This is a genomic window from Kosakonia sp. LAM2021, from assembly GCF_016620385.1.
Lineage (GTDB): Bacteria > Pseudomonadota > Gammaproteobacteria > Enterobacterales > Enterobacteriaceae > Kosakonia > Kosakonia sacchari.
The window spans coordinates 1,008,691-1,022,545 of record NZ_JAENHT010000001.1; the positions used below are offsets into that span (position 1 = coordinate 1,008,691).

Genomic DNA, 13,855 nt, shown 5'->3' on the forward strand with positions numbered 1-13,855 from the left:
ATTACCGGCCTGTTTATCCGTCACGCTTTTCGTCCATTTAAGGAACGCAAACGCCCGTCAAAAAAGGTGGTCACCACGATAAAAAATACCGGCACGAAGAAAATTGCGAATAAGGTGCCGCTGATCATGCCCCCGAAAACCCCAATACCGATGGCATTCTGCGTGCTGGCGCTGGCACCGCTGGCGAGTATCAGGGGAACAACGCCCAGCGTGAAGGCTAGCGAGGTCATCAAAATCGGACGCAGCCGTTGTCGGGACGCCAGTAACGTTGCCTCCAGAGTGCTCATCCCCTGGTGGCGTAGCTGACGGGCAAATTCGACAATTAAAATAGCGTTTTTGGCCGAAAGACCAATCAGGGTAATCAAGCCCACTTTGAAAAACACATCGTTGGTCATACTGACCGCGCTGACAGCAATCAGCGCGCCGATAAGCCCCAACGGTACAGCCAGCATCACGGAAACGGGAATTGACCAGCTTTCATACAGTGCCGCCAGCACCAGAAATACCACCAGCACAGAAAGGAGAATTAATCCTGGCAACTGAGAAGCCGAGGCTTTCTCCTGCAACGAACTGCCTGCCCACTCGCCGGTAAATCCTGACGGTAATGTCTTTGCCAGCTGCTCCATGGTTTTCATCGCATCACCACTGGCGTGGCCCTGAGCAGCGCTGCCGGTAATGCGAATGGCCGGGTATCCTTGATAACGATTGAGTTGCTGCGGGGCCTGGTGCCATGACGAGGTGACAAACGCTGAAAGCGGCACCATTTCCCCGAGCCTGTTTTTTACGGATATTTTTAACAGCGTTTCAGGCTGCATTCGGTAGGCTGCATCGGCCTGCACAATGACCTGCTGGACACGGCCAGCATTGGTGTAGTCATTAACGTAGTTTGAACCCGAGGTAACCGAAATGGCCTGATTGATCTCCTCAAACGATACGCCTAACGCTTCAGCTTTCTCCCGGTCAATGTTCAGGGAAATAGACGCGCCCTCGGGTAATCCATCGATATAGACATCCGCAAGATTCACACGCTTGTTTGCCTGTAAAACCAGCGTGTCTGCGGCCTGTTTCAGCGCCTCGTAGCCTTTGCCAGATCTGTCTTCAACATAAAAGGTGAAGCCGGAAGAGGTGCCCATATCGGAGATAGCGGGCGGCAGCAGGCTCATGGCTACGGCGTCGGGTACGGACTGCATTTTTGACTGGATGAGATCGGCCTCATCCTGGGCTGCGATCCCCTTGCGGGATGACCACTCTTTTAATGTCGTAAAGGCCAGCGCGGAGTTTTGCCCCGAGCCTGAAAAACCGAAACCGAGGATCATAATATTGCTTTCAATGGCTTGCCGTGCGGCTACCTCATCTTCATAGCGTTTCACCACCGCGAGCGTGCGCTGCATCGTGGCCTCGGAAGGGAGCTGAATGGAGGACATAAAATATCCCTGATCCTCTTCGGGCAAAAAAGAGGATGGTAGCGTGATTAACCCCATCAGCAGGGCCGCGCACAGCGCGGCATAGAGCAGCATCATCCGCCCGGTTCGCTTTACGACATACCCCAGCCCCGAGGTATAGCGCGAAGTGAGCAGGTGAAAATGACGGTTAAACCAGGCGGCAAATCTTCCCGCTGAAGTCGCATTTTTTGGGTGCGGCTTCAGCAAGGTGGCGCAGAGCGCGGGCGTCAGCGTTAAGGCTAAAAAAGCGGAGAACAGGATCGATACCGCCATTGAAACCGTGAACTGGCGGTAAATCACCCCGACCGAACCACTGGCAAAGGCCATCGGGATAAATACGGCGGTGAGCACCAGCGTGATGCCAATAATCGCCGGTGTGATTTCCCGCATCGCTTCGCGGGTCGCCTCGCGCGCAGAAAGACCTTTTTCTGCCATCAGGCGCTCAACATTCTCGACGACGACAATCGCGTCATCGACGATGATGCCAATGGCTAACACCATGCCAAACATGGTGAGGATATTGATGGAATAGCCGCTTAACAGCATCACGGTGAATGAGCCGAGCAGTGCCACCGGGACAACAATGGCCGGGATGAGCGTGCAACGGATGTTGTGCAGAAATATCAGCATCACCAGAAAAACCAGCACCATCGCTTCGGCTAACGTTTGTACCACTTTCATGATCGACACTTTTACAAAAGGGGCGGTGTCGAACGGAACGGTAAACGTCATGCCCTGCGGCAGCGCGGTGCTCAGTTCGGCCAGCCGCTGATGAATCCCGGCGGCAGTGCTGATGGCATTCGCGCCAGGCGAAAGCTGAATCGCAGCTGCCGTCGCCGGAACGCCATTTTCCCGGATGCCGTAGGTGTAACTCTGTAACCCTGACTCCACGCGCGCAATATCGCCGAGCGTCAGACGCGCGCCGTCCGTGGACGCTTTAAGCGTGATATTTTTAAATTCCGCAACAGAGGTAAGTTGCCCTTTCACGGTTAACGGATAAGTGACGTCCTGGCCTGGCAGCGCCGGTTCGTCTCCCGATCTGCCGGGTGAAACCAGCACATTCTGCTGGCTAACCGCGCTGATAACGTCGCTGGCCGAAAGCTGGTAATGGTGCATTTTTACCGGGTCAAGCCAGATGCGCATGGCTTTTTCACCCCCGAACAGCTGAACCTTACCTACGCCCGGCACGCGGCGAAGCGCATCGCTGATATTCCTGGCGAAATAATCACTCAGATCTGCCTCCTGATAGGTACCCGTATCGGATTTCAGACCGACCATCAGCAGAAAACCAGACTCGGCTGCTTCAACGCTGACGCCGTTTTGTCTCACCGCTTGTGGCAGACGCGGCTCCACCGTTTTTATCTTATTTTGCAAATCCATCTGCGCGAGTTTGCTGTCCGTTCCGGGTTTAAAGGTCACGGTGATGGACGCCATCCCAGTGGTGTCGCTGGTGGACTCGAAATAGAGTAAATTGTCTACGCCCGTGATCTCGCGCTCAATAAGTGAAACCACCGAGCTATTCATCATGTCAGGTGACGCGCCAGGAAAACTGACCGAAATAATAATACTCGGCGGCGCAACCGCCGGGTATTGCGCGACCGGAAGATGCGGGATGGATAAACACCCACTCAAGATAATGAACAGTGCAACAACCCAGGCAAAAATAGGCCGGTCAATAAAAAACTGTGGCATGAATTAATTTCCGAACAATTAAGGCGAGATCATTAAAATCAAGATTTCTGCTGCGGTGATAATGTCCCGGTATCAACATCATCTGTCTTGACGCGTTTACCTATGTCTTTAAGTTGTGAAAATTTCTCCAGAAGCTGCGGAGCATCATCAAGACTGGTGGCAAACATCCACATATACGTCATTACTGAGTAAATATGCCCGGCGTTCACGCCCTGGGTTGAGGTCATTACTATGATGGTCAGGGTAAAGAGCAGGGCGATCAGTGCGCCGATTGCAAGGTATCCCAGCGCTTCACGATCGGAAAGGCTAATTCGCAAGCGGGCAAGGGATGAATAATGGCGATTAAGCGAGAGCGTGGTGGCTTTATGCACATAGTCCACTTCCTTCTCCAGCCGGTTATTCAGCCGGTTAAACAGCAACTCATTTTTACGGGTATAACTTTTAAGAAAGCACGACAGAATAATGACGATAACCACACACATCGCCCCGGCGTGAAACTCAATAATGAGCAGCATAATGGCGGCGCCGAAAAGGGAAATAATCGAGGTCATCAGCATCGGCAGATGCATCTCAAAGAAATCAACAAATTCACGGGATAACACCACCCGCGCGGCGATGGTTGAGTGATTAAGCTGATATTTACGCTGAGCAACAATAACCGATACGGCAAGGCTGGCATAAATACGTGCAAACGTACGCGTATCGATACTGCGTCGGGTTGCGCCGAGGATCCAGATAAAGAGGATCATCAGCCCATACAGCGCGGCTGTGAGGGCATTCCCCGCCAGAATCGCATTGATAGCGATGCCTGCCAGCACCGGATACAACAAATAGGTCACATTTTCCGCGAAAACCAGCAAAAAAGTCACAGTGAGCTTTTTCCAGTTTTTTACGGCCAGATGTTTTAATGTCCTTTTCATATTTTCAGTAGAGGACGGAGGGTTTTTATTTATCGACGTCATTATAAAAAATTATCTGCACGGTATGGATGAACAATCCTGGATTGCTTTTATCGTTAATCACCCATGCTCGTTCATTGCGAGCCGATTAAGATATGCGCCCGGATTACACTGCGTTGATACACTCTATCGTTTTGATGTTTACGCAGAATGCATGTTTTATGGAGGTTATATGGAGGCGGCTAATTCCCTGGAGTTGTTACGATGCAGGATTTTCTGACTCCCTGTCACCACGCACATCGGAAAAGTTCACCGCTTCACATTCAATAATATTCAGAGGATTCTTAATAAAAGATACATCGGCGTAACGCCGAGGAAAATAATCAAAAAACACTCATAATAAAAACTAACGTCATAAATATCAGGGAACCTGAGCAAGAGAATGTTAAAGATAAGAATAAGATGGAGAAAAATGATAACCAAAAAGAAGGTTACGATAGCCAGCTCTTTCAGTACGCCCGCTTTTTCTTGTAGCAAAAACAATATAAGAGAAACGCTTAATGCCGCATAGATAAACGGCGATGAAAGTAGCGTCGCGCCTACTTTCTCCTCAACGTTGTGCATCAAAATAAGCCATGCATAGAACATTCCCCATAACCATAAAGAAAATATCATCAATGAACTGATTTTTTCAACGGTGAGCTTCCGTAGGTACTTCATTGATATTTCTACTCCGAGAGAGCGCGCTACCAGTAATGAAATGACATGTTTTTACCGTGTTTATTTATGTCATCGTTTTCCAGTAACGCGTTATTTTATATGCCTTACTTTCTATTGTTATCCAGGACTATGGAAAATTGATTACCCGAATGTGGAGCGAGTGTGTATGCCAGCCTGATAAATATTCGCTTGCGGATGTTGCCGTCAGACATTGAGAAAAAATAAGACGCCAGCGCGTTTATGTGGATGCAACTTTCGTCGCACAAGCAGGTCTCATGTTCGCTGATGAGCTGCGCGTTATTGCCAGGCTTCAGAAACAGCTTAGAAAAACCGCATTTGTATGAGTGTATTAACTGAAGCGAAAACATCGGTGTATGCTTTCGCGCAAGCCAGGTCACAGAATGCCTGCCATATCAGGGGTGAGTGGAGAAATCATGAACGATAATTATCTTATTCTTGTTGCTGAAGATGATGATGAAATAGCGGATATTCTGACCAGTTATATTCAGCGTTCAGGAATGCGCACCCTGCGCGCGGCGGACGGTGAGCAGGCAATAGATACCTGCCGGCTGAAAAAGCCCGATTTGGTGTTACTCGATATTCAACTGCCGGTGTTCGATGGCTGGACTGTCCTTTCCTCGCTGCGAAAAGAGAGCAATATTCCGGTCATCATGGTAACGGCACTGGATCAGGACATCGACAAACTGATGGGGCTGCGGCTTGGCGCGGACGATTATGTCGTTAAACCCTTCAATCCCTCTGAGGTGGTTGCACGTATCGAAGCCGTGCTGCGCAGGGCAAAGGGGAGTCATGAACAACTCCACAATAAGCCTATCCGGACATCCTGTTTAACGGTGTATCCGCAAGACTTTTATGTGGAGATCAATGGTAGTGGCGAGGTTATCTCTCCCATCCTGACCACGACCGAATTCAAGCTACTCGCCTACCTGGCGCGGAATCCGCGCAAAGTCTGCTCCCGTGAAGAGTTGCTTAATGCCTGCCTGCCGGAAGGCGATACACTTGATCGCACGGTGGACAGCCATATGAGCAAGCTGCGCAAAAAACTGGAAAACTGTGGGTTGAAAGGGGTGCCGGAAAGTATTCGCGGCATGGGTTACCGGTTAGGTGAAAACAAATGAACAGAGGCCATCCGTTAAGCCGCCAGGTTCTGGCGTTTATGATTTCGCTGACGCTGACGGTTATTGCGGTCTCGGTTATCGGCTCCTACCTGTTTTATACCTTTATCATTTATTACATTCCCGGCGGGGCAATGGCCGGGAATGAGGACCAGATGACCTATCTGGACTGGTTATGGATCCTGATTGCCTCCGCGATAAGTTTATCGATCTCGCTTTTTTTTACCGTAAAGCTGTCGGCAAGAATATTGACCCCGTTAAGCTCCGTTGCGACCAGCCTGCGCAGGATAGCGCAGGGCGATCTGGGCGCGCGGGCGTTTTGCGCGAGTTCCCATCTGGGCGAGCTTAATAATCATTGTTAATGATTTCAACGATATGGCTGAAAAACTACAGACCATGGATGCGCAGCGCAGATCCTGGAATGCCGCCATCGCCCATGAACTTCGCACGCCCGTTACCATTCTGCGAGGCCGCTTACAGGGGCTGGTGGACGGCGTGTTCGAGCCAAATCCAACCTTGTTTAACAATCTGCTTAAACAAACCGAGGGTTTATCCAGCCTGATAGAAGATCTGCGGGTGGTGAGTTCATCCGGTGGGGCCGAATTTACGTTAACGCTTGCGGATGTGGATTTGCAGGAGATTATTCAGAGCGCGGTGGATTCCTTTGCGCTGGAATTTAAACGCAGCCATTTTAACGTCGAGACCGAATTACACCCCCAGCAATGCCAGTGCGATCCGCTGCGAATTATTCAGTGCCTGACCGTCCTTTTCGATAACGCGATAAAATATGCCAGCTCTAAAAGTATGGTGATCCGCCACGGTGCGAATGAACACGAGAACTTTATTCTCATTGAGGATGGGGGGCCGGGGATCCCTGAGGCGTTTCACAAATTTATGTTTCACCCCTTTCAGCGCGGCGCCAGCGCAAGAGACACCAATCCGGGTGGTTGCGGACTGGGATTATCAGTGCTGAAAGCCATCATGCTTGCTCATCAGGGCGACGTAACCTACACGTTAACCGAACAGGGCCATTCCATTTTTCGCCTCTCATGGCCCTTACGCAAAAAACAGTGATTACGCTTTCTGTGTATGCCACTGCGGGTTGGTTTGTCTCGCGGTCATTTTCCACATCTCACCCAGCCGGATATCCCACTCTGGCGGTGAGATTTGTAACTTGCCGCGCCGGGGGCTGAGGGTGATTTCACTGAAATAAATGGCATCACGCTGCAGCATAAGATCAATCCGGCAATAATCGATCCCGGTGGAGAGCTCCTGCGCAGCGGTTATCGCTTTGTGCAATAATTCCGGCTCGGGGATCGCCCCTGGCGTATTGGGATATTCCATCTGAAAGGGCTGTAATTGCCAGCACCGATTGTAGACATTAATAAAACCATGACCGGAAGCATCGGTAAAATCTGCTTCGATAAAACCCGCGATGCCATGAAAACAGTGTATTCTCAGCATTTCAGGTGTTTGGCTTTTGTCTCTTTCGGAAAATAAATCAATGTATTTTTCGCACAATATAACCGGTCTGATATTTTTATACTGCCATTCCCGGGTGGTGTAATACATATTTTTTCGCAGGGCAAAATCCAGCTTCTGCAACGCGCGTGGAATATTAAGTTTATCCTTATCGGTGCATATTACTGCGCTACCGCTGTCGTGATTACACTTCAGCACAAATTTGTCCGGTAATTGGCTGAAATCGATGCTTTGCACGTTGTCATAGACGCAAAGTAACGTGGGTAATTGTACTCTTTGCGTACGCGCAGAAACGTAATCGCGCACCGCCAGTTTATCTGCCAGCCGCGTGTAAAGCGGGTTATGGTCATACATCATTCGGTAGCATATTTTTTCGCTCAGCGTCACCGGATTAACCAGATCGGGGGTTCTGCCCGTGATCCTTTTTAATCTTTTGCTGTGAAATTGTTGATCCTGAACCATACCGGTTAAAAGTTTTCGACCCAGATACTCGGTGTATTTCATGAAATATTTAAAGTTGTTCATTTTTACCTCCTGCGGACAATGAATATTCTGCAGAGGATTTATTGATTTATATTGCCGCTAATATGGAGTGACGATGGAGTGGCTATAGGCAACACATCCTTAAACGCGCTGGACAGCTAATGCTTATCGAAGGGAAACGATCAATAACTGGCACTTAAGCTAAACCTGAATACGGCTATCGCCGTGTTAGCCACTCAAAAAAGTGGCTGGAGTAAAGAAAGAAAAACGCGAATTATCCTTGCAGGAAGGCGCAGGGTAGAGAAAGAAAAAGATGTTTCTTACCGTGTTAACAAATTACGCAGAAAACAGGTTCAGAATTCGCTTAAGCCAGATATATTACCTGTCAGGTAACCTTTTCTGTGAGGGAGAGAGAAATGACGGATTACAGTTTTTATCAAAAAGGTAAGCAAATCGTTGTGCTGAAAAGCGCAGAAGTGGATGCCGCTTCTCAACTGGTGGCGCAGGGTTTCGAAAAACAGTTTGAAGAGATCAGCGCGACCAGTGAAAAAAACGCGCTTGCCCGCTTTGCGGATATTCGCCGTGATAACCAAATCGATCGTGAAAACTTCCTCGCAGGCGCGGGACCGATGCCGCTTATCGGCGGATTGACGGCTATTATTACGTCTCTTGTGCGCAAAAAAGAGCAGTGAAAGAAAATAAAGCGCTGACGGTTACGTTAATTGATGGAGAACGAGGCCGCGCACTGTTCACACAAACGCGAATTGCCGCGTAGTTACGCCGATAAGAGGTTCAGGATGAAGAGAATTGATGAATTAAAAACTGCGTATCCCGGCGCACAGGCATGGTCATTTGGCGATAACCCGGAGATGGGAAACGCGCTTGCAGGCTTAGTAGTGAGTGGCAGAAAAACGGCCTCCTGCGGCTCGCTTGCCTCCTACCTGACTGAAGAGCCGGCACCCAAAATCGGCAGTTACCATATTATTCTCGACGGGCAACATTCCCCGGTATGCGTCATCAGAATGCTATCGATGCGCCTGGTACGTTTTTGCGACGTGACGGAAGAGTTTGCCAGAAAAGAGGGCGAGGGCGATTTAAGCCTTGAATACTGGCGCAAAGAGCACAAAGCCTTTTTTACCCGCGCGGGATTTTTCTCTGAACAGATGGAACTTGTCGCGGAAGAGTTCGCGGTGGTTGAGGTTCTCTAAAACCCTGCATCGACGGGTGCTCCGCATTTTCCAAAACAGGCGAAACGCGTCGGGCGCGTTTCGCCTGTTTTACCTTCAAAACTCAGCACTTCTGAAACATCAGCGTGATGCACAGATACCCGCGCTCTTTTTCTTCACCCCGTTCAGCGGGGTTAACAATCCCTGATTTACGCAACATATATCGCAAAACGCACAGAAACAGGTTTTTAAAAATCCGCTCAATACGCAAACTTTTGCGGCCAGCCTTTGTGGGTGACATTTATCAGATACACGTGCTGGCGTCAGGCTAAAGCGTGGGGGGAATGCGCTAACACGTTCTGCCTTAACAACAAATACAATGAGGGAGTGGAATATGAAAACAAACATCACCTGGCTGGCGCTTACCGTCAGCGCGCTTGTTGCGGGCGCGACGCTTCCTGCTGTTGCCGCGCCATTACCGGCGACGCCGGATTTATCTGTGCCGGTTAGCCAGTATGTGACCCAGGTTAACGCCGACAAAAGTATTACCTTTCGCCTTTTCGCGCCGGGCGCAAAACGGGTATCGGTGGTGACCGGTTCTACCCCAGGCGGCGTTGTCTCACACGATATGCAAAAAGATGAGCACGGCATATGGTCGTGGAAAAGTGCCGCGCTGGCTGCGAATCTTTACGAATATTACTTTGATGTCGATGGTTTTCGTTCGGTGGATACAGGAAGCCGGTTTCAGAAACCGCAGCGCCAGGTCAATACCAGCCTGATTCTGGTGCCGGGTAGTATTCTCGACGATCGCGCTGTGCCCCATGGCGATCTGTTAACGGTGACCTACCACGCAAATGAACTGCGTTCAGAGCGTCGCATGTATATCTGGACGCCGCCGGGTTACAGCGGTAAAGGCGAACCACTGCCGGTGCTCTATTTCTACCATGGCTTTGGCGATACCGGCCTTTCCGCCATTGATCAGGGGCGGTTGCCGCAGATAATGGACAACATGTTGGCCGAAGGGAAAATCAAACCCATGCTGGTGGTGGTGCCGGATACCGAAACGGATATTCTGCAGGCGATTCCTGAAAATTATCCGCCGAAAGAGCGGCGCAAAATGTTCTATCCGCTTAATGCCAAAGCGGCAGACCGCGAACTGATGCATGACATCATTCCGCTGGTCGATGCCCGCTTTAATGTGCGCAAGGATGCTGGCGGACGTGCGCTGGCCGGGCTCTCACAAGGGGGCTTTCAGGCTCTCGTTTCCGGGATGAACCATCTGGACAGTTTTGGCTGGCTAGCGACATTCAGTGGCGTCACCACTGCCACCGTCCCGGATGCCGGTGTGACGGCGCAGCTCAATAAACCGCAGGAAGTGAATAAGCAGTTGCATAACTTCACGGTGGTGGTTGGCGAAAAAGATACCGTCACCGGGAAGGATATTGCCGGGCTTAAAAAAGAACTGGAGCAAAAAGGCATCACGTTTAGCTATAAAGAGTATCCCGGCCTGGGACACGAAATGGATGTCTGGCGTCCCGCCTATGCCGAGTTTGTGCAGAAACTGTTTAAGTAAGACTCTGCAGCCTCGTCCGCTGGCGCTGGACAGGCTGCCAGCGGACAAAATCAAGACAACATTTAACGCTTTGGTTATTCACCGGTTATTCGTGCGAGTAACGACGGGGACGTTTTCTGCCCGGCAGGCTCTACCGACACGCTGGCGGATAAACCCGCCACTAACTCCACGCCTGCGGGCAGCTTGTCGATATGAATACGGACCGGTACGCGCTGCGCAAGGCGTACCCAGTTAAAGGTGGGGTTAACGTCCGGCAGGCCAAGACCGCCCGTTTCGTCATTGCTGTCGCCGATGCCGTGCCCGATGCTCTCAACGTAACCGGTGATGACGGGCTCAAACCCCATCAGCGCGATGTGCGCGCGATTTCCGACATGAATATGCCGCAGTTTTGTCTCCTCAAAATAGCCCACGACCCAGAAACTGTTCGCATCTATGATGGCCACTTTGGTTTCCCCGGCGGTGGCGTAGTCGCCCGGGCGCAGCCGGAGATGCGTGACGTAGCCCGCGACCGGCGCGCGCACCGTGGCATGCGCTAAATTAAGCTGTGCCAGTTCCAGCGCCGCCAGCGCGCCGTGATAATTTGCCGCCGCGATGCTGGCCGCACTGCCTGTTTGTTGTAAGTCTTCGCTGGAGATCACGCCTTTTATCTGTGACCGCCTTGTCGCCGCATCCTGGCGCATTAACATCTCATGGCGTTTTGCCTCGACATCCGCCTGCGCGCTGGCCACCGCCAGCTTTAGCCAGTGCGGATCGATTGAATAAAGCACATCGCCCTGATTAACCCACTGGTTATCGCGAACGGCGACATTGGCCACCGGCCCGGAAACATCCGGCGCTATCTGCACCACATCAGCACGCACCCGGCCATCGCGGGTCCAGGGACGCTGCGCGTAATGTTTCCACATCAGGTAAGCGAGGAGGGTTGCCACCAGCACAGCGCTTAACGTCAGTGCATAACGGCTTAAAAGAGAAAAAAAGGATTTCATGCGACTAACCCCAGCGCGTTCAGCCCCTGCATAAGCAGGAAAAAAGTAACAATGTAAGTGGACAAACTCATCAGCGGACGCAAGGGCAAACGGCGATAGCGCCTGCTGAAAGCGAAAAGAGGCAGCCATAACAGCGTGCAGAAAAGGGCTGCCAGGGCGATGACCAGCAGCCCCGGGACGTAAACACCACCGAGATTAATATCATTAATCATGGGCACGCTCCGTGTACGGTTCGCGTAATGCGCAGTGCAGATCGACCAGACAGTTAACGAGCTGGCGCGACTGTTGATGGGGCTGCAGGGATGAGAGGCCAATCATGGCCTCAATCCGCTGACGTAACGCACTGGTTGCGGTATCGCGGGCAAGCAGAGAGAGGATCTCGCTAATTTCATGGGCTTTTTTGCGGTCTTTCTGCGCCTGAAAGCGGCGCAAGTGCATCACGGAAAGGCCAATGCGTAACGCGTGCAACATCTGGTTGAGCGTTTGCTCTGCGGAGTGCCCGCTTCGCTGCAAGCGCGGCAGTAACAGTGCGGTCCGGTCTATCATCAGATTGGTCCAGTGGGTTTCATCGGGTTTGAATACACCTTTCACGCTGCGTCGAACGTCGCGTCGGCAGGCGCGTAGCAAGCGTTCAATGGCGGCGTCAGCCTGCACGGTTTGTAGCAAGCTCATCGTGATCACCGCAAAGCCGGTGGCGGCAAAGAGCGCGATGGCGGTATTGACGGCCACGGCGAAATCTCCGCTGTAGTGGGCACCCAACTCGCACAAAATAGGCAGTGTCAGGGTGATCCCCATGGCCATGAAGGTGGTGGCTGGTCGGGCCTGCAACGATCCCGCCAGCAGATAAGCCGGGGCGAGCACCGCAACCAGCACCGAAAACTCAGTCACCGCAGGCAGCAGGGCAAAGCTGTAGAGCAGGCTTATCATTACGCCCCAGGCGGAACCTATCATATATTTCACAATGTGCGGCGCCGGGGTATCGAAACTGCCAAACAGCGTGCAGCAGACTCCGAGGATTGAAACCGCCGTCGCGCCATCGGGCCAGGCTGTGTCAATCCAGATAAGACAACCACTCAGGATAATGACGAAAGCACCCAGCGCAGTGCGCGCCGCAGAGAGGCTATCGCGGTGAAATACATAGCCTTTCGCCGGTTTATCTTCTGCCGGCAGTTGCGCCGGTTTTGCCTGCGCGAGTGCGTCAGCGAGCCGCTCGCATTGCAGCAACAGGATAATGGCGTCATGGAGGTGACGGACAAGGTTCATCTGGAGCGCCGTTTCAAAGGTCAGTGCCTCTGCGCCGGCGAGTTGTTTGGTTAGCGCTGCACTGCGTTCTGCCAGCGCTTGCCCGGTTATTTTCCGTTTTGCGCTCTCTTCCCCGGCGAGCCAGCTTTGCACCGCTTCCAGCAGCGTCTGAATATCGGCGGACAGCGCAGTGACCATCAACAGGCGATCGTGTAATTCACCGCTGACGATCAACAAGCGCGCCAGCTTGTCATGCAACGCCTTTCGCGCATGACGCACCGGCGCTGAGAAGGCAAAGTCGTAAGGGATATGGTGGCTCAGGCCTTGCAGAAACTGTAACGCCAGCGCCAGTTTCAGATTAGCGGCCGCTTCGTTGGCACTTCCCGCCAACGTGTCTGCCAGCATCTGGCGTGCAGAATCCAGCGTTTGCGCGATTTTGCTGTTGAACAGGCCGGAGATCCGTTTTGGCAACACATAGCGGTGAATCAGCGCCGCGCAGAAGATGCCAATGCCGATCTCCTGCACACGCACAATGGCGGTATCAAAAATCTCGCCGGGGTGAAATACCGCCGGAAAACCAATCAGACTCGCCGTGTAACCGGCCAGCACAAAGGCGTAGGCGCGGGGTGTGCGCTCAAGCAGCGATAAATAGAGGCAAAAAGTGATCCAGCCGGTGAGTATCACGCTACAAAAAATCGGCGTGTTTACGAAAGTGGGCACAATCAACACCGTCGCGCCGGCACCCACTATCGTACCGGCTAAGCGGTAGACGCTTCTGCTCAGCGACGCGCCAACGGAAGTTTGCGACACAATATAAACGGTAATGATCGCCCACGAGGGTTTTTCAAGGCCGATTGATAGGGCGATGTAATAAGCGAGCATCGCCGCTGCAAAGCTCTTGGCGGAATAAAGTAATGCATTGGCATCGCCCGTTAATGCGACTGAACCAAACATTCTGCCTGTACGACGAAGCAGGGCAGATAAATCGCGCAACAAATGGCTGGGGGAGAAATCGATTTTGTTCATGCCGCAAA

11 protein-coding genes and 1 pseudogene are annotated in these 13,855 nt (G+C 51.8%); 5 read left to right on the forward strand and 7 right to left on the reverse strand.

What is annotated here, in order from left to right; genetic code table 11:
- Positions 1–20 precede the first annotated feature (20 nt).
- The 3 genes from JKP81_RS04785 to JKP81_RS04795 all read right to left on the reverse strand — a co-directional run bounded on the left by JKP81_RS04785 (position 21) and on the right by JKP81_RS04795 (position 4,753).
- The gene (locus JKP81_RS04785; RefSeq protein ID WP_200550780.1) at positions 21–3,134 is read right to left on the reverse strand and encodes a multidrug efflux RND transporter permease subunit; all 3,114 of its coding nucleotides are present in this window, start codon (positions 3,132–3,134) and stop codon (positions 21–23) included.
- A gap of 38 nt (positions 3,135–3,172) precedes the next feature.
- On the reverse strand, positions 3,173–4,054 hold the full coding sequence (locus JKP81_RS04790; RefSeq protein ID WP_370568826.1) for an ABC transporter six-transmembrane domain-containing protein: 882 nt from the start codon (positions 4,052–4,054) through the stop codon (positions 3,173–3,175).
- 312 nt (positions 4,055–4,366) lie between these two features.
- Complete coding sequence (locus JKP81_RS04795) at positions 4,367–4,753, reverse strand: transporter (RefSeq protein WP_200550782.1); 387 nt, start codon at positions 4,751–4,753, stop codon at positions 4,367–4,369.
- A gap of 434 nt (positions 4,754–5,187) precedes the next feature.
- On the opposite strand from JKP81_RS04795, the gene JKP81_RS04800 reads away from it, so the two are divergent.
- Together JKP81_RS04800 and JKP81_RS04805 are read left to right on the forward strand one after the other, a co-directional pair.
- A complete protein-coding gene (locus JKP81_RS04800; protein WP_200550783.1) occupies positions 5,188–5,892 on the forward strand; it encodes a response regulator in 705 nt (234 codons plus the stop codon).
- Positions 5,889–6,963, forward strand: a pseudogene (locus JKP81_RS04805) (ATP-binding protein). The gene JKP81_RS04800 and the pseudogene JKP81_RS04805 overlap by 4 nt, the downstream one beginning before the upstream one ends.
- Here JKP81_RS04805 and JKP81_RS04810 read toward each other — a convergent pair.
- Positions 6,964–7,896 carry an ATP-grasp fold amidoligase family protein gene (locus tag JKP81_RS04810; protein ID WP_200550784.1) on the reverse strand — a complete coding sequence of 311 codons (933 nt, stop codon included), beginning with the start codon at positions 7,894–7,896 and terminating at the stop codon, positions 6,964–6,966.
- A gap of 374 nt (positions 7,897–8,270) precedes the next feature.
- On the opposite strand from JKP81_RS04810, the gene JKP81_RS04815 reads away from it, so the two are divergent.
- The 3 genes from JKP81_RS04815 (at position 8,271) to JKP81_RS04825 (ending at position 10,593) form a co-directional block, all read left to right on the forward strand.
- Positions 8,271–8,546 (forward strand): hypothetical protein, encoded by a 276-nt coding sequence (locus tag JKP81_RS04815; protein ID WP_017457120.1) that lies wholly within the window; start codon positions 8,271–8,273, stop codon positions 8,544–8,546.
- A gap of 105 nt (positions 8,547–8,651) precedes the next feature.
- Positions 8,652–9,062 carry an ASCH domain-containing protein gene (locus JKP81_RS04820; protein WP_200550785.1) on the forward strand — a complete coding sequence of 137 codons (411 nt, stop codon included), beginning with the start codon at positions 8,652–8,654 and terminating at the stop codon, positions 9,060–9,062.
- A gap of 352 nt (positions 9,063–9,414) precedes the next feature.
- Positions 9,415–10,593 (forward strand): alpha/beta hydrolase-fold protein, encoded by a 1,179-nt coding sequence (locus tag JKP81_RS04825; protein WP_234455473.1) that lies wholly within the window; start codon positions 9,415–9,417, stop codon positions 10,591–10,593.
- A gap of 74 nt (positions 10,594–10,667) precedes the next feature.
- Here JKP81_RS04825 and JKP81_RS04830 read toward each other — a convergent pair whose 3' ends face one another.
- From JKP81_RS04830 to JKP81_RS04840, 3 genes are read right to left on the reverse strand one after another with little or no spacing between them, the layout of a single operon-like run.
- Complete coding sequence (locus tag JKP81_RS04830; protein WP_200550786.1) at positions 10,668–11,579, reverse strand: HlyD family secretion protein; 912 nt, start codon at positions 11,577–11,579, stop codon at positions 10,668–10,670.
- Entirely contained in the window at positions 11,576–11,791 is a 216-nt protein-coding gene (locus JKP81_RS04835; RefSeq protein ID WP_200550787.1) for a DUF1656 domain-containing protein, read from the reverse strand. The genes JKP81_RS04830 and JKP81_RS04835 overlap by 4 nt, the downstream gene beginning before the upstream one ends.
- Positions 11,784–13,847 (reverse strand): FUSC family protein, encoded by a 2,064-nt coding sequence (locus tag JKP81_RS04840; RefSeq protein ID WP_200550788.1) that lies wholly within the window; start codon positions 13,845–13,847, stop codon positions 11,784–11,786. The genes JKP81_RS04835 and JKP81_RS04840 overlap by 8 nt, the downstream gene beginning before the upstream one ends.
- Between the last annotated feature and the right edge of the window lie 8 nt (positions 13,848–13,855).